We start from the raw sequence: 24,179 nt of genomic DNA on the forward strand, positions 1-24,179 counted from the left end.
CCTGATGAGTATGTTTAGTTTACCAAGTTAAAGCCTCCGTTTTATCAGCACACATCATAGATTCAAAAGATTGATATTCGATACTGCAGAAAGATCATATTTTATAAAAAACACAAGATATTGTATTTTTATTGTAAAAAATAACTATATATTGAAAACACTACTTGCATTTGTATATAAAACAATCGTATCCATATACAAGTAAATAACGAGATATGGATTTTGAGATGGCCTTTCAAATTGATTTAAATCAAATTTTAGGTGAACACAAAATACTTAAAGATAAAAAAATCAGTCTGATTAAACACCAAATTCATCCAGACTTTACTGGGATCTATAATTGTTATACAGAATTATTTAAAGGCTTAAATTTCAACTTAGAATCATCATTTGATTCAAACCTATATTTGGCTGTTTGCAAAGCCCCCCAGCATGATAGTTACGTTTGCGTACATCATCTCACACGTTTTTATTATTTTAGTCAATCAGATCGATTTATTCATTTTCATGTTTATCAATATCCTGAAAATGCAGAAGATATAGATGCACTTAAAGTCTATGTAGGGAATGAGTTTTTAAATGATCTGCGCAAATACCCCTATCAGTTAACAAAACTCAATCCTAAACGACTACAAGCCCTTATTAATCAATATATTCCAAGCGAGTGTTTACTGAAGCTCAATAAACAATACTTCTATAAAGCACATAAAACTATGGGACTAGAGGTACTGGCCAAAGAGCTCAAGGTATCAGATCAGCAATTACAACGACAAATCAAAAGCATCGAAAAGCGTCGTAAGCAAACACTCGATGATTTAGAGAAAAATAGTGCGATAGCAAAAGCGATGTTGAATGATCCCAATTTTGTATTAACACCTGACTTAATTTGGACCTCCTCATGACCCAAGAAAGTTTAGATTTTGAAGATCCCAATAGCCTGATTATTTCCTTAAAACATATTTTGAATAAACTGTTTACGGATGAAGATCTAAAAACAGCAGAACATATTCAGTATGTCGCTAATCTTCTTAGTTCGGTCAACACAGAGGGCTATTTAACGGGATTACAACTCGAACAAATTGATTTTGATATTCAATTTCAAGATGAATTTTCACTTGAAATAATTGCACCTACCCGAAAACGCAAAGTCAGTGATACCCCTATTGTTTGGTATGTTAACTCTATCGCTCAGCTAAACGATTCTCACCATAAAGCGATGATATGGAATGTGTTATCGATCAAAGCTGCAATTTATTTAATGGCTTTACCTGCGCTTCGACCTGATTTATTTAAAGAAGCTTACACAGAACATTTCAATACTGTAAAACGCTTATTTCATCGTATGCGAAATGCTAATAAGGTGTTAAGCCATTCACGTAAGCACCAAAATACTGATAATTATTTGAAACTCTTTGCGGAGTATTTACCCGAACCCACACTTTCATTAGAAGACCTTGTTACTTATCTTGAGTCTCTTACTGATTCAGATCAACTTGATGAATTTGATCAACACCTCATCAATGACATTCGCATTCCTTTTAATTATGTTCTACAGAATAAGGCTAAAATTGCTCGTGCAAATGTTCAACGACAAATCCAAACGCGTTATTTAGATGAAGATCAACTGATTGAAGAAACTGTTGACCTAGTCACCGTCTCTAAAAGCAAAGCACTTAATCTTGAAAATCAACTTGATGAACCAGAAGCGAGAGTGATTAGCACAAATCCAAGTCATATTTCACCCATCGCAAATTATTCAACCAGTAGCCAAAACTACTTTCATTTGGTTATTGCTAAACATATCCAGAGAAAAGAACATTTACTGACAAGTAGTAGCTTGTATCCCAATCCATCCAGTATTCAATATTTACTAAAAGAGTTATATCAAGGCTTTCTTCATGGCGAAAAAGAAAGCCTGATTTTATTGCTCATGTTTCTGACCGGAAATTCTGCGGATCATTGGATCAAAGCACAGAGTCGTCGGGTTAAAAACCTAACAACACGACAAACCCTGATATATAAAAATCAGCAATATTACCTTTCCACAAAATTTACCATTTTTGAGAATAAAGAATTCCCTTTCAAAGACTTATTAAATGATACTATTTATTTTGATCTTCCCATTGCCAACGAGCTTATAGACGGGTTACGGGCTGGCGAAAAGATTGAAATTGAAGCCATTTATAAAAAAATTAATCTATTAAAAAACAAGTTGTTTATTCCTAAGTTATCACTATTGAAAACAAATTCTTTATTACACCATAGAATTTACGAGCTCACAGGAGATCAACAACTCGCAAATATTCTCTTAGGCATTGATGCCAATCAAGCTTCCGCTATTTCATATTGTCATCACAATATATTCAAAATTCAGCAAAAATATATTTCTATTATTCAACAACTCAATCAAGATCTAGGAAAACGATATGCAGAAATTCGCCTAGATTCATCTTTAAATTTTGGAAGTCGAAAAGCACCAAGAGCTCATATTATTCAACATATTTTCAATGTGCTTGCCACGAAGATGTGTCAATGTGCAGATGAGGATTGGATCGGAAAGTTTAATCACTACAGCATTTGGATGTGGAATATTTTACTGCTATTTACATCTGCCCGACCTGTTGCTGATTTTCCAGGTTTTCTGAAAAACTTTAATTTAAAAAGGAAGATTTTCTATGTTTCAGACAAAGAAGTGGGAGGACGACAAGGTGATGGTCGGATCATTCCACTCTGTGATTTCTTAGTTCAAGAAGTTCAAAACTTCGTATGCTTTCTCAATAATATAAAACATTATTTGGGGAAAAATGAGATGCAAATGGGTCAACATATCCAAGATATTCTCGACAGTAAAAAGCCACTATTATCTTTATGTATAGATGGCGTATGGAAAAGTCTTAGCCCCGCTATTGTCAAAAATTTTCATTTAGAACTCGGTTTAAATCATGCCAATTGGCATCGACATACTGCACGTGCATTTTTAACAGATAAAATTTCTGAACCTGAAATTTTAGCACTCTTCGGTCATGAACAAATGCAGCAAGAGGCAGCACATCCTTTTTCTAGTTTATCCTTTTCACAATATTCAAAAATTGCAGATGTATTACAACAAATGAAAGCGGCTTTTCAAATTCCAGAGATTAATATTGATGTCATCCTCTAAGAAAATTAAAAAAATATCATTTGCAGAAGATCGCCGAAAACAAAAACGGCTCGATGATAAAAAGCGTATTGAAGTAGATGTTGAGAAAATACTACATCCCTATATCACTCAACTGTATCAGAAACATTTAGAACAATTTGAGCATCAATATGATGAAATTTATAAATTTATCCAACAGCATGCAACTTGTAATGCCTGGAAAATCCAAGCGCATCAATTTTTTAAAAATTTTATTTCAAAGAAAAATCAAAATCGCTTAGATCCTTTTCCAATACCTTATCTTCCTTTTACTATGCAACGGGATGCCTTGGTCAGAAATGCTGAATGGTTTCAATCTGGGTATAAAATTGATGAGATCATCGAAAAGCTTTGGGATTATTGGGAGTTGGCTGAGGATCATCAATCTTTTTCAGATGATGAAATTATTGCAAATATACTGATTTCATCCATGTTATTTGCTGGACTCAATCAAGTATCTTCATTAAATGCATTGCTAGAATATCTAAAAAATCCAACCCATATTCAAAGTATTGATCAAACTAATATTATATTTCTAACTCCCCTCTCACCGGGCTATGGGGATTTATTTATCGATGAAAAAACCATCCGAAAGTCTCGTAATTTTATTCCTGATCATATTACCCGTTTATGGTTAATTCATTTTAATACGCGGCAGATTCGTAAAATCAATCTAACCGTTGACGAATATTTACAGCTCATTTTTTCAAAGATGAATTCTAGTTTTAATCGTAGAACATATAAATTATTAAGAGATCATTCTAACTTTCATTGGACTCAACTGAAAGATGCCGATATTGACCCTGCTTTGTCACAATGCTTAATTGAAAATATACAAACCTGTGGATTATCCAAACACGAGTTTCAAAACTTTTATCGCCCTCAATTTATTACAAATACTCAATCTCCAGATCCGCAGAAATCTAGTGCAGCACCCGCTCAACCTGCATTTGTCCAATCCGATCAAGCCAGGAAACAAACACTTAAACTGCATAAAGATCTTTTAAAATTTATTCGTTCTACTCAAAGTGATCACGCGACTGAACATTCAATTATTGAATATATCATGTTGAATCATGCTAACTTAAATGAATATAGTCAAAGAATCGTATTGTGGTTAATCAGCTTATATAAACCCGCTAAGGCTTTAATTTCACCTCTTTTAGCGCTTTTAAATGTCGATGCTGCTCTATTTCAAAAGTCATTCCAAAACAATAATCCATTATCTGACCATTCCATTTATACCTATTACACACGTATTGCTGAGCCATGGTTAAGCCATTCTCTACAATATATAAGTAGTGAAGATGATCCGAATATCTTGCTTAATAAGCTTTACGAACAAATCATCAGTAATACACTCATTCCAGATGAGTCTATTACTGAAACAGAAGAAGAACCGAGTCAAAACGAAGCTAAAAAATCTAAATCGCAAATTATCCAAATGCTCAAAAGGTTTCATAAGTTTCAACAAATTGTATTTAATGCTGATTCTTTTGAAATTGAAATAATCGCCACACAAACACGCCCTCGGTCAAGAATCATTGGACATCAAACTTTAACATTGTTACTTAATACACTAGATCAACAGAATGCCGAACATCTCATTGAACATACCCAATATCAATATCTTAAATTGATTTATATATTGGCCTATCGTACAGGGATGCGTATCAATGAAATTTTGGGTTTACGCATTCGTGATGTGGAAGGATTGGAAAAACTATCTATTTGGATTCAGCCTTACGGTTCAAAAAAACAAGGGAATTTACATCAGTTAAAAACGGACAGTTCTGAGCGTATTATTCCAATCTACTGTTTGTTAAAGCAGAAAGAATATGAGCTATTCCACCAATTTATGATTGAAAAACGTCTGTCGGGTACTAAAAACGATTACATTTTTGCTGAGTGGAATCAACAGACCAAGTTGCAAAAAAATACTGTGACTGTGCCTTTGATTACACTATTTAATCAGCTTTTACCAAGCCATGATTATTCCTTTCATTCATTCAGGCATAGTGCCGCAAATCATTTTGCTCTGATTTTAAATTGTGAATACTCACCTTGGGTGGAAAGGCTCACAGATTATTCTTTAGAAGAATATCATCATATTCGGCAAGAACTTTTGCGCAATTCACATGACCAAAACCATTGGTTCATCATCGCCCATCTTCTGGGTCATATTGACCCAACTGAAACTTTTAGAAGCTACATCCACCTCGGCTATTTTATTGCAGGTACAAAATTACTCAAACATCAACCTGATATCTCTGCTGAATTAGCCATGAAAATCATGGGCTATAACCCTGCATTAACTTGTTTTAAATTTCTTAATTCTGTTCATCCCAATAAACCCTTTAATTTTGATCAGTATGCTGAAAAATTAAGTCAGCTTTTATTAAATCAACAGAATGAATGGTCAAAAAGCAATTTCGAATCTATTTTTGTAGATCCTTCAGTTCTCAATTATAAACCACATGATTATTTTCAATTTTTTGCAGGTACACCGCAGTCAAAAGTATCATTTAAACTGTTTTATCAATGCTTAAATCGACTCGAAACCTTAGAGGATTCTCAACAGGTCGCTGCCGAATATGGTCTGCCTTTTGCACTCGTTGATTATTGGTTCAATAATGCCAAAAAGCTCAGGCAACTGACCTCAAAAAAAGGACAGCCACGTCTGAACGGCTTAAAACCTGCAAAGGTCGATACACAGGAGGAAATTAAAATCTATACATATTTTTTCGACAAACTTCAGGGTGAATATGAAAACAATCCAACACTGATTCTTCAGGCGCTGCAGTTATTTTTAGAGCGTGTTACAGCATCTCACTCAGGAATTCATTTTCCACGCAAAAAGGTGGATCAGCTTGAAGCATTTTATAGCAAAATTCACAATTTATTCCCAACGGAATACTGGAATATTACCGGTAATGATTTAAGTGATTTGATTACGCGTAAAAATCAACCTTTACTATTTAAAGTATTAAGAACTCAAAAAGTATTAGCTCCCACTTTGCGTGATAATTATGTTCGGTTACAGCTTTTTTCTAAAAATAAGCAAAGAGCACTGGGGGTTTTTAAGTTTTGTTTGCATTTAGCTTGTATTGGAAAGCCTAAAAGTTACAAGTCAAATGAATGTGAAGTGAAACATCTTAATAGCAAATGAATTCTATTATTAGGCGGATTCAACTAGCAAGTGGACAGTTAAAACCCCAGCCCTTCATGAACTGAGGTTTGATTTCACATATTTTTTCTCCAATCCTCCCAATAACAAGGGATTAAAAATAGTGAATTTTCATGTAATCTAGACCACAAACGGACACCTAAATCTTTTTCCAACATTCTGATATCAAAATTGGAAATCAATAACGTTGATTTCATACTGTCATAGCGACTGTATAGAATCTTATGTACCATTTCTAAACGCTTTTCATGACGATCATGTAAGCCATATTCATCAATCACCAACAGATCAAAACCAGCCAAATGCTGAATGATTTCAGCTTCAGATTTTGTAGGATCGCTCCATGTATCCATCATCAATTGTGCAATCTGAGCACTGGTATAATATCGAGCTGTTAAAGGGCTATTTAAAATAATATTGCGAATGATTGATGCACTCAGGTGTGTTTTCCCAGTACCAGGATGTCCATATAAAATTAAATTAGGATATTGCCCTGCTATAATCTGCTGAGCAAAATTTTGGCAATTTTTTACTGCATTTTCCTGACCAAAAGACAAACACTGATAGTTTTTAAATCCACTTTCTACATAACGCTTTAATAAACCAGATTTTTTGATTTTTACATCAATTAAATTTTGACGAATTTCATCTTCATGTAACTGTTGTGCTGCAGACACCAAGGTTTTAGCACACTCCTTACAAATCAAATGTCCTGCAATCAACCATATTGTTTGACCATGAATAGGACAGACTTGCTCTGCTGGAGATGATGAGTCATTGATTAAATTGAGAAAGCACTTCATGTTTCCCTCCTAAACCCAGTTTTTACTTTGATTACAACCTTCTACGTCTGAAGGTGAAGGTGAAGGTGAAGGTGAAGGTGAAGGTGAAGGTGAAGGGTATAACTCAGGCTTTGCCAAAGTACTACTTAAACTTTGCTCAGGCATTACATGAGCATCATTTGGTGCAAGCTTCGACGATGCTTGAGCATGGCTTGAGGATTTACTCCAACGTGCTTGAGCAGCTTGTTTGGCTTTATCTGATTTCATTTTTTGATTCAAAGTCGCCTGCTCTTTCAATGCAGAAAGATAACGAGATTGTAAATGATCAGCCGTACTTTCAAACATCCCTAAGCTGGTTATGGTTTGAATCAATAGTTTAATTTTGGATTGAGGAAGTTTAGTAATGCTGACCAAAATGGCGCTTTGGTTCGGAATTGGACCATTTTTCCAAAAATCCATCATTAAAAGAAATGTGGCTCCAATTTGTTCTGGGCTCATTCTTGCAAACTTTGATTGCAGATCACCAATATAAATTGGCATCCAAATAGAGGCATCTTTATTCATTTTTTCACCATTTTTAAGTATAAGAAGGCGAAGGTCACCTGATTCAGATGACCTCAAATCTTTTGGCATGTCTAAATTAAATTACTAAGGCGAATGCGGGCTTGTAGAGCCAAGTCATCAAAATTAATAAACTCTTCATCCATCAACTTTTGTAGCCATAGGCGTAATGCTTGATGATCATCAAAGCATTTATTGATATTGAGTAAGAAAGCCAAATTATGCAGTTTTGGAATATGTAACTCTTGAATCAATAATCGAGCAACATCATCAGCTTCTTGACTCACAACCACACCGCCAAAAAATGATTTGCTATTCATGTGAAAACTCCTTTTCATTGAGTTTTTCAAGCATTGCTTCAAATGCACTACCATCGCGGCGTGTAACATTAGGAATATAGCGACTGTAGACCCGAAATAGCATTTCTGTGGTTGAGTGACCAAGCTGTCGTGCAACCCATTCAGGGTTTTCACCCGCAGATAGCCAAAGCGTTGCAGCAGTATGACGTGTTTGGTATGCACGACGTGATTTGAGCTCTAGAAATCGTAACAGAGGATGCCAAACACGTTTGTTAACAAGACGGTAGTCTAAAGGACCACCATTTCGATTACAGAAGACAAAATCCGATTTACCATTATTCAAACTTCTTTGTTGTTTAAAAGCTTGATAAATACGTTCACTCATTTGAATCGTTCGATCAGAGCCATACGTTTTGGTAGCACCGAGCACACCATTTACAAGTGCTTCTCGAATATGGATTTCTCTACGTTGAAAATCCACATTTTTCCACTGTAATCCATCAATTTCACTGGTACGCATACCTGTGAAAAATCGGATGGTGTAATACGGTTTAAAATCGTCACGCACAGTCGTGAGAATCTGCTGTACTTCTTCGAGAGAAAATGGAGTTACCTCAATTTTACTTTCTTTCAAATTGTTAATATTTTTATAAGGCGACTCGAAACTATACCGTTCGGCCGCATCATTCAGTATCATACGCAAAGGTGTCATGATTTGATTGATCCTTGATGCTTTCAGACTTGTTTGATCTTTTCCGTGTGTCACTTTGGCGAGAGAGGCACGGAAGTTCAGCAAGTCTGACTTCTTAATCTTTGTTAATACCTGATTACCAAAAGCTGGTAACAAGTAATTTTTAATGACAATCGCCACTTTTTGTTGATAAGAACCTCTCCATTCGATTTGTTTCTGTTTAAACCACAAAGCTGTAAAATCTTTAAAAAGTGGTACTCGTGTTTGCACTGCAATTTGCTGACTTCGTTTTTCTTTGAAATCATCAATTTTTTTACTTTTAGGGAAATACTTTTCGTATTCAAAAGTACCTAGCGTTATTTCCGCTTCTAGTTGTTCTAGACGCTTCTTTAATACCCTTCGGTTATAGGGATTATCTTCAAGACTCGTTGTCTCTCTGCATCGAATGCCCATATAGCGAAAGTCTGCAATGAGTCTGCCATTTCGTTCACGGATAGTAGCCATAGTGATAGATCCTCTAATGAATTATTGAAGAGCATCCATACTCAGTCCTGTGAACTTAAGCATTTCAGTTTCAATACGTTCCCAAACAAACAGAATCTTTCGACCACCAAAAGGACGAATATAGTGAACACCTTCAATGAAGACGCTATCTTTAAGTTGATTGCGAATGGTGCGAACGTCGTATTGAATTTTTTCAGCCAGCTGTTGGGCTGTAAGATAGGTATATGACATAATAATAGCCTCTGATTTTTTACTAGTTAAGTAGGAAAATTTATTCCCTTTAAGTAAATTATCATATTTTTATGTCTTTGCAAGTACTTTTTACTATTTAAATAGGATAATTTATGATTATTTCAAACTTAGCTGTTTTGTTAGCTGAAAGGAAGCTAAAAGTTGCTGATTTAGTCAGGAGTACTGGAATTAACAAATCTACATTACATAAACTTTATAATGATGAATCAGTAAGAATTGATTTTGAGACAATTGATAAGATTTGCACTGCATTAGAGGTAGAAGTTGGAGATTTATTAGTTTTTAAAAAAAATATTACTAATCAAATAAATGAAGAGTAGTTTGGTCACCGATGGTCACTTTGAAATCGTGATTGGTCACAAAAGCAGACATTAAATTTGAACGATCGTTAAAATTTATCCATCAAATTTGAATTGCTTTATTTAGAACCTAGATGAATATATCTAAAAATGAGCTTTTTAGGGAAAAATTTTGGTCACCGATGGTCACTTTAGAAAAGTGATTGGTCACAAATTCGAAAAATAACTTAAAACTAGGAATATAATTCTATTTTATAGACCCAGTTTTTTAGCTTTAGATGGTCTAAAAAGTACAAGTGATTGAGTGAAATTTGAGGTCATTTAAAGTACTTTATACAAAGTGTGGCACACAATGGTCACATTTTGGTCGCCGAACATGGGGACGGCTAATAAAATTTATAAATAGGCTCTAGTAAACAATTTGAACCAGCTAGAAAAATATGAATAAAATCAACAATAAAAAAGCCCCCATCTTTCGATGAGGGCTTTTTGAATCTGGAGCGGGAAAGGAGACTCGAACTCCCGACCCCAACCTTGGCAAGGTTATGCTCTACCAACTGAGCTATTCCCGCGGAGTCTGTCCAATTTTTTAAATAAAAAACTGAATAAAAAAATTTTGGAGCGGGAAAGGAGACTCGAACTCCCGACCCCAACCTTGGCAAGGTTATGCTCTACCAACTGAGCTATTCCCGCGGAGTCTGTCCAATTTTTTAAATAAAAAACTGAATAAAAAAATTTTGAGCGGGAAAGGAGACTCGAACTCCCGACCCCAACCTTGGCAAGGTTATGCTCTACCAACTGAGCTATTCCCGCATGGGGCTTATAATACATTAAGAAAAATCAGGGTCAACAATTTTTTGTTATAAAATCGCTCATTTGCATAAAATTAACACAGATGACTTATTTTTTTGCTAATTCTGCCTAAAAACAAATAGGCTTTAAAGCAATTAAACTCATTTTATGATCTCTCACACTCAGATTAGGGGCAAAAAATATAATCCGTTATACTCCATTTAAGTTAAATCTTGAGGAAGTGTGAAATGAGCCTTGAACAACTATTGATTGAAAAGTTACAAACTTTAAATCCAACCCATTTAGAAGTCGTCAATGAGTCAGCTGGTCATGGTGGCTATTTTCCAGGAAAAGAATCACATTTCAAAGTGATCATCGTCAGTGAAGCTTTTGCAGGTTTACGTTTGGTACAACGTCATCAAAAAATCTACGCTGAAGCTAAAGATTTACTCAGTCCTGGTAAAATTCATGCTTTAGCCATCCACGCTTATCTTCCAAGTGAATGGCAAGGTCAAGCGCCTGCTAGCCCTGAATGTGCACATGCACCAAAAGCATAAGGTAGAGTATGGATACGCATTTAATTGTTAAAATCATCCACATGTCTAGTGCAGCACTGGCAATGTTGGTCTTTGTTTTACGTGCATTTACACTATTTTTTGGCACGCAAAATCAACAACCAAACCCCAAAGGTCGTGTTGCCTTCGTTGCTGTACAGCACTTTTCTTATACACTGCTCGTAATCACAGGTGTGGCTTTATTGGTTATGAATCATTTCCAAGTACAAACTTGGTTTTACGCAAAAATATTACTCTTTTTTGTGTTGTTATCATCGCAAATTAAAGCTTATAAAAAAGATGAAACGATTCTGCTGGCACAACGTCGTGCGGGCTTGGTATTGGGTGCTATTGCCTTTGTTTCTATCCTTGCCTTGATTTTAATTAAGCCTGTTTTTGGTTGATTGTTAGACACTTATTCCCTACTTGTATGCAGTCTAGGTTAAACTGTATACAAGTCAAAAAATAATGAATTTGAGGAAATTATGATCACACGTGTGGTGTTTAACCAAAAGGGTGGCGTAGGTAAGTCGAGTATTACAGTAAATTTGGCGGCAATGAATGCCAATGCTGGTCTAAAAACCTTAGTGATTGATCTAGATCCGCAAGCAAATTCGAGCCAATATCTTTTAGGTGATGATGCAACTTATTCAGCAGACAAAACCGCACTTGAACCCAATATCGAAAATTTCTTCCAAGATGTTTTGGGCAATAACCAACAAAAAGGCTTGATTGGCAATGCCATCGGGTCATTATTAAAATCAAAAAATAAAGGCTTCGAACAGTATATTCACCACTCACCTTTTGCAAATTTAGATGTATTACCCGCAAGTCCAACCTTGGGCAGTCTGGAACATGCATTAGAAGCCAAACATAAAATCTATAAATTACGTGATGCGATTCAAACCCTTACTGGAAAATATGAGCGTATTTTTATCGATACTCCACCTGCATTTAATTTTTTCACGTTGTCGGCATTGATTACAGCAGATCGTGTACTGATTCCTTTTGACTGCGATGTATTTTCTAAACGCGCCTTACAAACTTTGATTGAAAATGTCATCGAAACCCAAGATGACCATAATGATCGTTTGGAAATTGAAGGGATTATTGTCAATCAATTCCAAGCGCAAGCAAAATTACCACGTGAAGTGGTACAACAGCTCAAAGATGAAAATCTTCCTGTATTAGAAAATATGTTGCCGCCTTCAGTCATTATGAAAGAGTCACATCATAAAAACTTACCTCTCATCTATTTTGCTACAGATCATAAATTGACGCAGGCATATCAATCATTGTTCAATGAGATTGAGCAAAAATAAGATCGAGATATCGCATGAAAATGAGCTATTTAAATGCAATGAAATGGGCAGCTTTCGGTATAGGGCTGTCTGTTTTAACCGCATGTGCCACCACAGTCAAACCAAGTTATGTGTCACCAACACAATATCAAGCGATGAATTGTGGACAGTTAAATTCTGAATTCCAACGTATTCAACAATACATCAACAATGGTGTACAACCTGCAAAACGTACAGGTATGGGCGTTGGTGTCGGACTTGGTGGTGGTTGGGGACGTGGCGGTTGGGGTTTTGGTCCAAGTATTTCAGTCAATATGGGACAATCTTCAAATACCAAGAACACTGAGCTTGCTAATCTGTATGGGCAGCAAGATGCGATTTCTCAAGCAGCACAGTTTAAAAATTGTCCTTATGTGCCTAAACGTCATGAAGTGAAAAAGTAACAAATATATGCATACTGAGCCACAGTTGGCATAGTATGCATTTTAATGTTTAGCAAAATGTTTCAAGATTAATCATATAAAAAATAAAATGTTAAATCATATCCCTTTAAATAAATGGGTTAAAATTCAAGCAAAATCCATCTTAAAACTTGTTATGCTTTTATATTTTCGTTTAAGGTATGTCCCTGTAAAATTATTTGAAAGCACTATATGATTGAAAATTGGCTATTTATTGCTGCGATGTTGGCTGTGCTGCTCATTCCGGGCCCCACCAATGCATTATTAGTCAGTTCAGCACATCATCAAGGTATTGCAAAAACATTTGCTTTAGTCCCTGCACAACTTTTAGGTTATCTATATGGCATCAGTATTTGGGCACTGCTGATTCATTTAACTTTGCCAATTTGGCCATTTTTGATTGATATTTTACATTTCGCCAGTACGATTTACGTCCTATGGTTGGCATTTCATTTATGGAAAGCTTCACATTTAAAAACACATAGTCAGTTACACAAGACATTAACGCCATCACAACTGTTTATTACAACATTAAAAAACCCAAAAACGATTTTATTTGCCGCAGGTATTTTTCCTGTAGAAACATGGGATTCCTACTTACATTATTTTTTGGTGATGAGCGTATTTGTGTTATGTCTAATCCCCTGTTCTTTGTTTTGGATTTATTGGGGACGCACAGTGTTGGCAGGAAATATAAAAGGCGTCAGTGCTGATCGTATCTATAAAGGATCAGCACTGTTTTTAATTTTATGTATGTTGCCTGTGGTGATTCAATTTTTTTAAACTTTATCTTTATTGAAAAATTTATGACGAATAAAACCGATTAAACCAGGTAAAATACTTAAGAAAATAATGCCGAAGACCAAATGAGTAAAGTTATCTTTGACCAATGGGTGCCCACCAAACAAATAGCCCAATGTGATAAATGAACCCACCCAACAGAAAGCACCTACGACATTATACGTCAGGAAATATTTATAATTCATACTGCCTGCACCAGCAACAAACGGCGCAAAAGTACGGGCAAAAGGAATAAAACGAGCAAAAATAATTGTTTTACCACCATGCTTTTCAAAGAATTGTGAAGTTTTAATCAAATGTTCTTTGTTAATAAAGCGAGATTCGATTTCAAATACCCGTGGTCCAATGTATTTACCAATGTGGTAATTTAATGTGTCGCCCAATACTGCCGCCATAAACAGTAAAATCACCAATAAAACAGGATCCATTGCCCCTGTAGATGCAGCCAATGCCCCTGCGGCAAAAAGTAAGCTGTCCCCCGGTAAAAATGGCATCACCACTAAACCAGTTTCTACGAAAATAATCAGGAATAAAATTCCGTAAACCCAATAACCGTAATTTGTTATAAATTCAAATAAATGCTGGTCAACATGTAAAATAAAATCAATGAGATTCATGAAATAAAAGCTAAGCCAAGTCGTGCTCAAATCCTAGCAGTCTGTGTTATGAAAGTCAGTATTAAAAAGTAAATAAAAACATCTATTATCGTTTCATTTATAAAACGATAAGTCTGATTTTTGCATATTTATCCAAAAATCACAGCGTACTATCATGAGCTCATGTTAAAAAATACGAATTAGGTCTCATCATGTTAAATCCAAATGTTGTTCTCAAAAATATCGTCCATCAAGCCCATACTGATGCAACACTTGCATTGATTGCACGTGCACTTCTCGCATATATCTTTATCGTTGCGGGTTGGGGCAAAATCACAGCATATAGCGCAACCGTAGGTTATATGGAGTCTATGGGAGTGCCGGGAGCAATGTTACCACTCACGATTTTGGTTGAATTCGGTGGTGGTTTAGCCTTGTTATTTGGTTTTCAGGCACGTTTTGCAGCACTCGGCTTAGCTGTATTTAGTTTAATTACTGCATTTTTATTCCATGGTGGTGCAGAAGATAGTATTAACTTTATGAAAAACTTTGCCATGGCTGGTGGTTTATTTTTCTTAATGTTGCATGGTGCAGGTCGATTTAGCTTTGATCATCTCATTGAAAAATAATCAATATTAAAATAAAAATTAAAAAAGCCAGATCAACATCTGGCTTTTTTGTGCAACAGTTTAAGCAAGCATAAGCAAAGCAACATCAAATGAATCTATTAATGCTTTGCACAGCCGAAAAATCTTAGTCTTCAAACTGCTTTGCTTGATGAATCAATTGTTGAAAAATAGCACTATCTTGAATTTGATTGGCACTGAGTAATGCCAATTTCACTAAAAATAATTCACGTTTTTCTAACGGTACAGCATCAATCGTTTCAGCCAAGTGATCATACACTTTTTCTAGATGTTCAATAGAAATACTCATGCTACCGCTCCTTCCACAACGTCAGTAAACTGTTTAAATGTTTGCGTTAATGCATTTTCACGATAGCTCAGCCAACGCCCATTAATATGATGCCCCGGACGAACCAAATAGACGGTGCCGACAGATGCAAAGAAAGGTTCTGTTGCAATATCAGGATGGATGCTCAAGCACACATCTGCCTTTGCCACCATGTGTTGATCAAGTGCTAAGGCAACTATTTGTACAGGAATACCCTGTTGCTTTAATGCCAGAACTTCTTGTGACAAGGCTGTAGGTAATTGACCTTTTTCAGTAAATACAATTACGCTAAATTTACCTGAAATTGCATCATACAAAAATGAATGATCTGCAAATTTGATATTTGGAATCAATGCCCCGTTTTCGGTCAACTCATTCATTTGTGCATTGTCATCACACAGACTGTTGAGCGGTGAATGTGTATATGCGTGCGGGCGTGAGGTACGCCAATGATAAAGTGGACGAACAAACTCATGTTCTAATGACAATGAAAGTACAGCATTACGCAGTAAACGGAAACCATCCGTAGGAGGTGCCATAAAACGCGTTGATTTGCCTGCTTCAGCAATAATCTCACGTGCAGCCCCAACACGATCAAAAGTGTAGCTTTGTAAGATTTTCTCAGGTGCCCAACCTTTTACTGCGGCTGCTAATTTCCAAGCTAAATCTTGTGCATCTTGAAAACCTGTATTTGCACCACGCACTCCAAAAATTGGTAATAAATGTGCAGCATCGCCCACGAAAATAATACGGTTATGTACATAATTATCTAAGGTCAATGCACGTGCTGAATAAACTGTACTCCAGTCCATTTCCCACTCAAGATGATCTTGCCCAATCATTTTTAATTGATCGTTGACAGCTTTATGTAAATTTTCTGGTTTCAATGCTTCTTCGGGGCTAATCGATGGATCTAATTGATAATCAAAACGCCAGATATTGTCGGGTTCACGATGCATTAAAATCGTATTCCCAGGATTCCAATCAGGTGAAAAGAAAGCTAAACGTTCAGTGGGATAATCCAATTGAATACGAATATCCACAATGACAAAACGACCTTCATAACTCGCTCCTTCCATCCACAATTTCATACTTTCACGAATCGGGGAGCGACCACCATCGGCTGCAACAACCCATTTGGAAGTATGCTGATATGTTCCTTCAGGCGTGTCTATCGTTAAAGTGACCTGATCCTGTGCTTGTACGTGATCGACGACTTTATTTCCCAACGTACTTCAATATTGTCTTGTTCTTGAATCGTTTCTAATAAAAAATGCTCTAACCAATTTTGTTGTAAATTATTTAAGGGTGCAAACTGATCATGTTCATTGGTGGGTGATGCCATGCGAAAAGTAACTTGGCCTTTATAAATTGAATTACCATGTGTCCAAGCTAAAGCTTTTGACATGATCCGTTCTGCTGCACCTGCTGCTTGCAAAATTTCCATCGAACGTTTGGTATAAACCAGTGCACGACTACCTTCAGACAGTTATAATTCAGCAGACAATAAAATGACTTTGATCCCCTGTTTTGCTAACAATAGTGCTGTCGTCATCCCGATTGGACCTGCTCCAACCACAGTAACCGTTTGTTCGTCTGTCACAACTTCTGTTTGACTATGAAAGTGTGGAAAAGCTTAATACTGATAGTAAAGCGATTTTCTTGGCTCTTGTGCTGGAAAATGCATATTGAACTCCTTGTCATATATATACTAAATTTAAGACTTTGTTTCGGACGCCATCACAAGCGTTGTGGGCATTTTTATTGCAGAATAATCAGATTCAGGACATACAACGCTGCGGTACTTTTGGCTACCACGTAGCCCATAGAAATAAAAAACATAAAGGAAAATAGTCAGTACGATACAAATGATCCAAACCCACGTAAACGAACCTGAAGCAGTGACAATGAACCATTACGTGAGCAGGTTTTCTTTAAACAAGTTGATGTAAGCCTACATCTTCCTGTGCATATACCGGGATATACTGACTTTTACTCATCCAAAGAACATGCAACGAATGTGGGGGTGTATGTTCCGTGATCCTAAAAATGCACTTTTAGCCAATTGGTCTGAGCTACCTGTAGGCTATAACGGTCGTGCAAGTTCAGTGATTGTGAGTGGCACAAACATTGTCCGTCCATCAGGTCAAATTAAATTACCAACAGCGGATCGCCCACAATTTTCAGCCTGCCGTAAACTCGACTTTGAGTTAGAAACAGGTTTTATCGTCGGGAAAGCCAACACATTAGGTGAACCGATTGCAATTGAAAATGCATGGGATCATATTTTTGGCATGGTGCTGTTTAATGACTGGTCTGCTCGTGATTTACAGCAATGGGAATATGTGCCACTCGGTCCATTCAATGCAAAAACATTTGCTTCCTCAATCTCCCCATGGATCGTGACCTTAGAAGCGCTTGAACCTTTTAAAACACATTCTCCAATACAAGAGCCTCAGCCCCTTCCTTATTTACGTGAAGACCACAGTAACAACAGCTATGACATTCATCTGTCTGTAGAAATTCAAGCGGAAGGTGCAACGCAAGCAAATGTCATTTGTGAAACCAATTTCAAATATATGTATTGGTCAATGGCACAGCAGTTAACTCACCACACGATTGCAGGATGTAATGTGCAAGTGGGTGATTTAATGGGTTCAGGAACCATTTCAGGACCAACGCCAAACTCCTACGGTTCTCTGTTCGAAATCACATGGAATGCGACCAAACCATTAACACTTGCCAATGGTGAACAACATACCTTTATTCAAGATGGCGATACAGTCACGATGAAAGGTTTCTGTGAAAAAGAAGGTGTACGTATTGGCTTTGGTGCTGTATCAGGCAAAATTCTGCCTGCCATTCAATTTAACTTTGCAGAATAAGACGGATAGCGTAAATGAAACTGTACACCTATTTTCGCAGTTCAGCCGCCTATCGGGTACGTATAGCACTGAATTTAAAAGGCTTAGATGCAGAATTAATCCCTATACACTTGGTCAATCATGGCGGTGAACAGCATAGTGCTGCATATCGTCAAGTTAATCCGAGTGGACTTGTACCGACCCTCTGTGATGATGATTTTACCCTAACACAATCGCTCAGCATCATTGAATACTTAGATGAAAAATACACAGAAACTAGTCTACTCACACAGGATTTACAACAACGCGCCCAAGTACGTGTATTTAGTTTAAGCATTGCCTGTGACATTCACCCACTCAACAATCTGCGCATTTTACAGTACCTCACACAGACCTTAGAGCTGAGCGATGCACAAAAATCTGCATGGTATGCGCATTGGATTGAGATAGGTTTTCAAGCACTTGAAGCTCAATTAATCCATTCAAATGGCAAATTCTGTTTTGGTGAACAGGCAACATTGGCAGATTGTTGTCTGATTCCGCAGGTGTATAACGCGAAACGCTTCAATATTGATTTATCTGCATATCCGAAAATTGAATCGATCTATGCACATTGCAACACATTACATGCATTTCAACGTGCAGCACCTGAAGCACAAGCTGAAGCAAATTAAAATTTTTATAAGGATATAAATGATGACGATTCAAATCGAAAAAATTCACCATGTGGCTTACCGCTGTAAAGATGCAAAAGAAACGGTCGAATGGTATAAAAAAAATCTCAATATGGATTTTATCTTAGCATTTGCAGAAGACTATGTGCCCTCAACCAAAGCATTTGACCCATATATGCACTTATTTTTAGATGCAGGTAATGGCAACGTTTTGGCATTTTTTGAGCTACCGACACAACCTGAAATGGGGCGTGATGAAAATACACCGAAATGGGTACAGCACATTGCATTAAAAGTGAAAGATCGTGCTGCATTGGTAGAAGCAAAAGCGCATTTAGAAGCCAATGGTATCAATGTCTTAGGCATCACCAATCATGGTATTTTCCATTCGATTTATTTCTTCGATCCGAATGGTCACCGTTTGGAATTGGCATATGACGATGAAAAAGCACCGCAAAAAATTGCAATGATCACCGAAGAAATGAAGCACGAAATGTTAGAAGAATGGTCTAAAAATAAACGTGCACCACACCATACCCACTTTCTCCATGCTGCTGAATTAGATGACAATGCAGCTGATGCCAAAGTGGATGCTTAATTTTAGGGATGATCTCGTTCATGAATAAATGTGTTGCAAGTGCTGAACTGGCAGGTGGCTTTGGTTTATGTGGTATTCCTGAACTATTCATCGACGCTTTTAAAAATACAGGTCAAGGGTTTGACCTGTATTTACAATCATTCTGGAGTAGATGACTTCGGTTTACCCCTCACAGGCAAAGGTGTAGTCAACCGTATTATCACCGATTTAGGCATGATGGATATAAGTACTGAAGGTGTCAAACTGGTCGAACTTGCTCAAGATGTCATGCTAGAACAAATCAAGGCAGCAACAGGTGTTGAGCTGATTTTAGATGCTGTTGCGACATAATTGATTTTATTGAACATCCAAGCAACTGAAATTGCTTGGATGTTTGATGACGATGAGTTAATTTTTATATTTATAACTAGTAAACATACTGTAGCAATAACTGAGCATATGTATTGCTCTGTGTACCATTTACTTGTGATCCGCCATTTAAAAGTGCTTTTTTCGGTTTAAAGATCCCCAATAAAGGAATGACATTGATATGCGGAGTCGGTGACCAAACCGCAAAGATATCAAGCTCATGTGCATCTAGATTTTCTGTGTCTTTTTTAATCGTATCAAATTGATACGCCAACATGCCTAAATGTAAATTTTCCTTAACGGAAGCTTGCAATGAAACCTGATGAATACGTGCATTGCTGCTAAATGGCCCCGCATAATTTCCTGCAACTTCACCTTGAAACCATGTACCAAAGCCTGCATCAGTATTACCATAAAACAATGCATCATAATTTTCCGAAAATGATGAAAAGCGATACCCTAAAGTCGGCTGAAATGGCATGTGCTCAAATTGATAATTTAATGCCATATACCATGCATTTTCATTTTCATGTTGCTGATCTTGATAGACATATTCGCTACTAAAAGCAAGCTGATCATTGATTTGTGTCTTCGCTCTAACAGCAATATCTTTTAAATCATCACGTACAGATTCATGCTGTGGATCTTCAAGCTCTGCTATCTGTAAATACGTCAGTCCAAAATCATAATTTTTAAATTGATACTGCCAATCGGTTGCCCATAAAGTCGGTTGATATTGGGCTTGATTATCCGATTTTAAATAGTACCAATGGCTTTTTAAACTGTCCGTCAATTGATAATGTAGAACCGTTGTAAAATCAAAACTTTTACGCGCTGCAATATAATAACCACCACCCCGATTGAGTTCACCATCGGCTATGCCTTTGCCCATATTTAAGGCATCACCAGCAACTAAAAAACCATCTGCAATTTGCACACTTTGACGACCTATACTCAGATCAATTTTGGCTTTATCTGCTGCACCGTTTCGCCAGCCCAGTGACCATTCACCTACCGTTGTTTTGCGCTCACTGCCATCGCTAAAACCTGCTGCATCGCCATCACCAAAGGTCGCTGAACTGAGCCCTTTCACTGTGGCATACAGTTCATTTTTACCTAAGCGATATTGCCCTTCAACACCATAAGACGCATAGGCTTCTTGCCATGAAATATCATCTTGCGCTTCAGGATTGTTGTAACTTTTTTTGCTGTACATCGCACCATACATCATGTCTATACTCGGTTTGATGCTTAAGTTTTCATTGATCTGCGCATTATCAGCCTGTACAGCAGCATTCCCCAACAATGTAAAAATGCTGAGTGCATATACTTTTTTGTTCATGTCTTTTCTCATTGTGATCAATCTAAAAAAGGATCAGCACCAAGCTGATCCTTTCAGAACGCACATTAGTTTTAATGCTGCATTTGTTGTTTTTGTTGCTCGTTGTCATTTTTTAAGGTGGGTGTACTGTCAAAGAAATTCCAAGGTTTCAACATGGTATATACCCATTCCGTTGGCATAATTGGCCATTCTTCTGCACGTGCAACATGGGTAGTTCCTGTCGTCATCCAAACCACCAAATCTTGATCTTTAATATTGTCATTGTTGGCAACAAACTCGCCAAGACCTGTGTCTTTGACAGAACGATTTGAATATTTACCTTCAGGGAATAGTTCATTGGCATCTCGCTTCGTGACCCAAATTTGCTTGTCCATAAAGCTTAAACGTTTAAACAACCATTCATCTGGCGAGAAGTTCGCACCTTTGGCAATGGGGTGTGTGCCGCCTGCAAATGGAATCATTTGATAAGATACAGGATTGCCCATACGGTTTTCTTTGTTGAGATTGGAAATTAAACGAATCGTCGATGGATCAAATTTTTGGGCAGCTTCTTGTTCAGTATTGACAATGCGTTCGTTGACTTCCATCGCACTGCTACGCGGACCACCTCGGGTATTTTTAGCCACTACAGGGTCCATCTCAACGAAACTGTTATTGCCTCCATCTACATCCATATCCAAACGGAAATTATAAATATGTTGATGGGTTGTCCCGACAATATTATGGTCAATCAGCGTACCAAAACGCGTATCTTCTTTGGCTGTTGCATCATGCATTGTACGTGCTTTAACGCCTTTGACTGCTTCAATCCCTGTTGCACCTGCATTAATGCCAATAATACCGTTGTTGTTAAATACCCAGTCAAAAATATAGTCATAATTACCTACGGTACTGATCCAACGCACCACCAATTCACGGCGCTCAGAACTAATATTCGGTTGATTCATTTCTTGATGTTTAAACTCAGGGCCTGCATAACGTTCGAAAACCGCAATCGCATTGGGAATGATACGTGGCTGACCTGTGTAATCAGCAATCACAGCATCGAGCAGTACTGCATTATCAGGTGCATCTACACCCTTTTCAATTGAGGACGTCAGTGTCCCCATACCATATTCACCAGAGTCTAGATAAGACTTGAAGTACCAACCCATATCAGGATCACCATAAGGCACAACCATGCCCCCAAGGTTGCCCTCATACATGACTTTACGTTTATCACCTTTATCTTTATAAGTTACGGTTGAAACTTTTAGCCCCACCCGTGAATCTAAGCCCACATGGAAACACCAAGGTCCCCAATGAATGGTTTGTCCTGTAATGGAAAAATTTTTACCTTCAGGTTCAACGATATTTAAAGGTTTAAATTGGTTCTTATCATTTTTATTTGCGATAGAGTTAGCCGTCATCGGCACAGGAATAATTGTACCTTCTTCGAGTTTCACAATTTTCTTATTGTCTAAATCGACCACTGCAACAAGATTTTCAATTGGATGTGCCCAATAATTACCATCACCCGTATCTAAATAAGACACCACTTTTAAAACATTGAGTTCACGGTCTAAACCATCTTTACCACCAAAATAACCGACTGTTAAAGGGGTCGTCACAACTTTAGAAATATCTTTAACCCCTCTTTTTTCGAGCGCTTTTTTATAATTTTTATCTTGCGTGACAATCTCTTGTACGGCAACCATATCGTCATATAACACCATACCATGCGTATTGTCTAAAACTTTCCATTGCGTGACTTTTTGTGTTTTTAGATCGACTAAACCTTCGATCACTTGCTTACCTTTTAACAAAGTAAACTCAGCGATTCGATCCTCTTGTAACGCTTTGCCACCGATAAAAGCATCCCATACTTTTTCTTTTTCAGGGTCTTTCAACTTAATTTCTGAAAAACGCATATTTGGGTAAGCATATTCTGACTGTGTAATGGCTTTAAATGTTTGAGTAATCTCTTGTGATGTTAAGCTATTAAGTGGATGTGCAACTGATTCAATTTTAAATGTTTGATCTAAACCTGACTGAAAAATCTCTGAAGCAAATTCTTTACTCACCACGGGCTGACCATTTTTTTCAACCAATGGCACACTGACTTTGAAAGCTTTACCATTGACCAAAACGGTATCTGAATTTGCTTTTGCCCGTACAATTAAAGATCCCTTTGCAATGGTATAGGTATTGGTAAAATCATCTTTTTTAACGTCTGCGCCAAAATCGCTCATGTTTTGATATAAAGACACCATTTCGGCTGTTTGACCATGTGCCCATGCATGATGTTGAACCCCTAAAGCAAGTGCAGCAATTGCAACATTGAACGTTGCGAAGTTTTTTAATGATTGTGTAATTTGATTCAATTGCATTGTGTCAAAATCCATAATAAACACGACGATAGATTTAAAGTAATGCAATTCAATCGATAAAAAATCCTCCTAAAGGATGATTTTTATTTTAAAAACTTCAGCATAATCTCTTGACGATTATTTATTCCTGTTTTCTGATAAATATGCTGTACATGGGTTTTCACTGTTGCCAAACTACAGTTTAAATACTGCGCAACTGACTGATTATTTAAACCTCTTAATATTAATTCAAGCACTACGATTTCTTTTTTAGTAAAATGATAAGCATCATATATTGCGCTATTTTCTAACTGATCTGTTTGATTAAAAAAATATTTTTTGGATAGTTCACAAAAAGCATCCAACATATTTTTTTCTTGTACAGTAAAGATTTGGCTATTCTTTTCTCGAATAATACTTAAACCTAAAATAGGTTCACCATTACGTTTTCTAAAAAAAATTTCAGCAGTATCTTTTAATTTCCAACGTTGCATAAAATCCGCATAGTGATCATCACAGGTATATTCACTCAGTAGTTCAACATTATGATCTTTATGTTGATAATGCTTCATAAATGATACAGGATCATTTTCGACTTCACGATTTAAATATTCTGTTAATGATTGTGCAGGAATATTAAAATTTTGATAGTTATAAGCATGGTGAATGTTGTCAATCGAATACAACAAGTAGCCATCAAAATCAAAGACTCGACTCACTTGCTGAATAAAATTTTGAGTAAAATCTGTTATAAACTGATGATTAAGCATAATTTCCACCGATCCTGTTCGGA

General features: G+C 36.8%; 23 protein-coding genes, 3 tRNA genes and 4 pseudogenes. 15 read left to right on the forward strand and 15 right to left on the reverse strand.

Annotated features, from left to right (window positions below; translation table 11 throughout):
- Positions 1–227 precede the first annotated feature (227 nt).
- Genes HUV91_RS15435 through HUV91_RS15445 form a run of 3 tightly spaced genes read left to right on the forward strand, consistent with a single transcriptional unit; the run spans position 228 to position 6,347 of the window.
- Entirely contained in the window at positions 228–902 is a 675-nt protein-coding gene (locus HUV91_RS15435; protein WP_174493979.1) for a hypothetical protein, read from the forward strand.
- Positions 899–3,160 (forward strand): hypothetical protein, encoded by a 2,262-nt coding sequence (locus HUV91_RS15440; protein WP_174493980.1) that lies wholly within the window; start codon positions 899–901, stop codon positions 3,158–3,160. Before HUV91_RS15435 ends, HUV91_RS15440 begins: the two co-directional genes overlap by 4 nt.
- Positions 3,147–6,347, forward strand: a complete 3,201-nt coding sequence (locus HUV91_RS15445) for a tyrosine-type recombinase/integrase (protein ID WP_416377022.1) — start codon at positions 3,147–3,149, stop codon at positions 6,345–6,347. Before HUV91_RS15440 ends, HUV91_RS15445 begins: the two co-directional genes overlap by 14 nt.
- Positions 6,348–6,421: 74 nt before the next feature.
- Here the strand turns inward: HUV91_RS15445 and HUV91_RS15450 are convergent, their stop codons facing one another.
- From HUV91_RS15450 to HUV91_RS15470, 5 genes are all read right to left on the reverse strand, one after another.
- Complete coding sequence (locus HUV91_RS15450; RefSeq protein WP_174493982.1) at positions 6,422–7,168, reverse strand: ATP-binding protein; 747 nt, start codon at positions 7,166–7,168, stop codon at positions 6,422–6,424.
- 9 nt (positions 7,169–7,177) lie between these two features.
- Positions 7,178–7,711, reverse strand: a complete 534-nt coding sequence (locus HUV91_RS15455) for a DUF1376 domain-containing protein (protein WP_174493983.1) — start codon at positions 7,709–7,711, stop codon at positions 7,178–7,180.
- 71 nt (positions 7,712–7,782) lie between these two features.
- Entirely contained in the window at positions 7,783–8,028 is a 246-nt protein-coding gene (locus tag HUV91_RS15460) for a hypothetical protein (protein ID WP_130072434.1), read from the reverse strand.
- Positions 8,021–9,202 carry a tyrosine-type recombinase/integrase gene (locus HUV91_RS15465; protein ID WP_174493984.1) on the reverse strand — a complete coding sequence of 394 codons (1,182 nt, stop codon included), beginning with the start codon at positions 9,200–9,202 and terminating at the stop codon, positions 8,021–8,023. The genes HUV91_RS15460 and HUV91_RS15465 overlap by 8 nt, the downstream gene beginning before the upstream one ends.
- Positions 9,203–9,223: 21 nt before the next feature.
- Complete coding sequence (locus HUV91_RS15470; protein WP_174493985.1) at positions 9,224–9,433, reverse strand: hypothetical protein; 210 nt, start codon at positions 9,431–9,433, stop codon at positions 9,224–9,226.
- A 113-nt stretch (positions 9,434–9,546) separates the two neighbouring features.
- Between HUV91_RS15470 and HUV91_RS15475 the strand changes: the two genes are divergently transcribed.
- Positions 9,547–9,774 carry a helix-turn-helix domain-containing protein gene (locus HUV91_RS15475; protein ID WP_174493986.1) on the forward strand — a complete coding sequence of 76 codons (228 nt, stop codon included), beginning with the start codon at positions 9,547–9,549 and terminating at the stop codon, positions 9,772–9,774.
- Positions 9,775–10,249: 475 nt separating this feature from the next.
- On the opposite strand, the gene HUV91_RS15480 is transcribed toward HUV91_RS15475, so the two are convergent.
- The 3 genes from HUV91_RS15480 to HUV91_RS15490 form a co-directional block, all read right to left on the reverse strand.
- Positions 10,250–10,325: transfer RNA gene (locus tag HUV91_RS15480), tRNA-Gly, on the reverse strand.
- Between the two features lie 45 nt (positions 10,326–10,370).
- A tRNA-Gly gene (locus HUV91_RS15485) sits at positions 10,371–10,446 on the reverse strand.
- Positions 10,447–10,493: 47 nt separating this feature from the next.
- A tRNA-Gly gene (locus HUV91_RS15490) sits at positions 10,494–10,566 on the reverse strand.
- A gap of 227 nt (positions 10,567–10,793) precedes the next feature.
- Between HUV91_RS15490 and HUV91_RS15495 the strand changes: the two genes are divergently transcribed.
- From HUV91_RS15495 to HUV91_RS15515, 5 genes are all read left to right on the forward strand, one after another.
- On the forward strand, positions 10,794–11,102 hold the full coding sequence (locus HUV91_RS15495; RefSeq protein WP_174493987.1) for a BolA family protein: 309 nt from the start codon (positions 10,794–10,796) through the stop codon (positions 11,100–11,102).
- A gap of 8 nt (positions 11,103–11,110) precedes the next feature.
- On the forward strand, positions 11,111–11,503 hold the full coding sequence (locus HUV91_RS15500; RefSeq protein ID WP_174493988.1) for a SirB2 family protein: 393 nt from the start codon (positions 11,111–11,113) through the stop codon (positions 11,501–11,503).
- Positions 11,504–11,584: 81 nt separating this feature from the next.
- The gene (locus HUV91_RS15505; protein ID WP_174493989.1) at positions 11,585–12,421 is read left to right on the forward strand and encodes a ParA family protein; all 837 of its coding nucleotides are present in this window, start codon (positions 11,585–11,587) and stop codon (positions 12,419–12,421) included.
- A 38-nt stretch (positions 12,422–12,459) separates the two neighbouring features.
- Positions 12,460–12,843 carry a hypothetical protein gene (locus HUV91_RS15510; protein WP_174494017.1) on the forward strand — a complete coding sequence of 128 codons (384 nt, stop codon included), beginning with the start codon at positions 12,460–12,462 and terminating at the stop codon, positions 12,841–12,843.
- Positions 12,844–13,053: 210 nt separating this feature from the next.
- Complete coding sequence (locus tag HUV91_RS15515) at positions 13,054–13,644, forward strand: LysE family translocator (protein WP_130072447.1); 591 nt, start codon at positions 13,054–13,056, stop codon at positions 13,642–13,644.
- Here the strand turns inward: HUV91_RS15515 and HUV91_RS15520 are convergent.
- The gene (locus tag HUV91_RS15520; protein WP_130072448.1) at positions 13,641–14,279 is read right to left on the reverse strand and encodes a DedA family protein; all 639 of its coding nucleotides are present in this window, start codon (positions 14,277–14,279) and stop codon (positions 13,641–13,643) included. The two genes, HUV91_RS15515 and HUV91_RS15520, sit on opposite strands and share 4 nt — an antisense overlap.
- Before the next feature lie 191 nt (positions 14,280–14,470).
- On the opposite strand from HUV91_RS15520, the gene HUV91_RS15525 reads away from it, so the two are divergent.
- A complete protein-coding gene (locus HUV91_RS15525) occupies positions 14,471–14,887 on the forward strand; it encodes a DoxX family protein (RefSeq protein ID WP_130072449.1) in 417 nt (138 codons plus the stop codon).
- Between the two features lie 124 nt (positions 14,888–15,011).
- On the opposite strand, the gene HUV91_RS15530 is transcribed toward HUV91_RS15525, so the two are convergent.
- From HUV91_RS15530 to HUV91_RS16695, 3 genes and pseudogenes are all read right to left on the reverse strand, one after another.
- Positions 15,012–15,194, reverse strand: a complete 183-nt coding sequence (locus tag HUV91_RS15530) for a hypothetical protein (RefSeq protein WP_130072450.1) — start codon at positions 15,192–15,194, stop codon at positions 15,012–15,014.
- On the reverse strand, positions 15,191–16,441 hold the full coding sequence (locus tag HUV91_RS15535; RefSeq protein WP_267313470.1) for an FAD-dependent monooxygenase: 1,251 nt from the start codon (positions 16,439–16,441) through the stop codon (positions 15,191–15,193). Before HUV91_RS15535 ends, HUV91_RS15530 begins: the two co-directional genes overlap by 4 nt.
- Positions 16,390–16,767: pseudogene (locus HUV91_RS16695) on the reverse strand (FAD-dependent monooxygenase). Before HUV91_RS16695 ends, HUV91_RS15535 begins: the two are co-directional and overlap by 52 nt.
- 348 nt (positions 16,768–17,115) lie before the next feature.
- On the opposite strand from HUV91_RS16695, the pseudogene fahA reads away from it, so the two are divergent.
- From fahA to HUV91_RS15560, 5 genes and pseudogenes are all read left to right on the forward strand, one after another.
- Positions 17,116–18,097 (forward strand): annotated as a pseudogene (gene fahA / locus HUV91_RS15540) (fumarylacetoacetase); the annotation flags it as partial.
- Between the two features lie 14 nt (positions 18,098–18,111).
- On the forward strand, positions 18,112–18,750 hold the full coding sequence (gene maiA, locus HUV91_RS15545; RefSeq protein ID WP_174493990.1) for a maleylacetoacetate isomerase: 639 nt from the start codon (positions 18,112–18,114) through the stop codon (positions 18,748–18,750).
- A 22-nt stretch (positions 18,751–18,772) separates the two neighbouring features.
- Positions 18,773–19,348, forward strand: a complete 576-nt coding sequence (locus tag HUV91_RS15550) for a VOC family protein (protein ID WP_174493991.1) — start codon at positions 18,773–18,775, stop codon at positions 19,346–19,348.
- A gap of 20 nt (positions 19,349–19,368) precedes the next feature.
- A pseudogene (locus tag HUV91_RS15555) lies at positions 19,369–19,513 on the forward strand (CoA-transferase); the annotation flags it as partial.
- Positions 19,496–19,678: pseudogene (locus HUV91_RS15560) on the forward strand (hypothetical protein); the annotation flags it as partial. The pseudogenes HUV91_RS15555 and HUV91_RS15560, both read left to right, overlap by 18 nt.
- A 76-nt stretch (positions 19,679–19,754) precedes the next feature.
- On the opposite strand, the gene HUV91_RS15565 reads toward HUV91_RS15560, so the two are convergent.
- From HUV91_RS15565 to HUV91_RS15575, 3 genes are all read right to left on the reverse strand, one after another.
- A complete protein-coding gene (locus tag HUV91_RS15565) occupies positions 19,755–21,038 on the reverse strand; it encodes a hypothetical protein (protein ID WP_174493992.1) in 1,284 nt (427 codons plus the stop codon).
- Between the two features lie 71 nt (positions 21,039–21,109).
- On the reverse strand, positions 21,110–23,407 hold the full coding sequence (gene tynA, locus HUV91_RS15570; protein ID WP_174493993.1) for a primary-amine oxidase: 2,298 nt from the start codon (positions 23,405–23,407) through the stop codon (positions 21,110–21,112).
- A gap of 83 nt (positions 23,408–23,490) precedes the next feature.
- Entirely contained in the window at positions 23,491–24,156 is a 666-nt protein-coding gene (locus HUV91_RS15575) for a helix-turn-helix transcriptional regulator (protein ID WP_174493994.1), read from the reverse strand.
- Between the last annotated feature and the right edge of the window lie 23 nt (positions 24,157–24,179).

The organism is Acinetobacter sp. Marseille-Q1623 (assembly GCF_902809895.1).
Classification (GTDB): Bacteria; Pseudomonadota; Gammaproteobacteria; order Pseudomonadales; family Moraxellaceae; genus Acinetobacter; species Acinetobacter piscicola_A.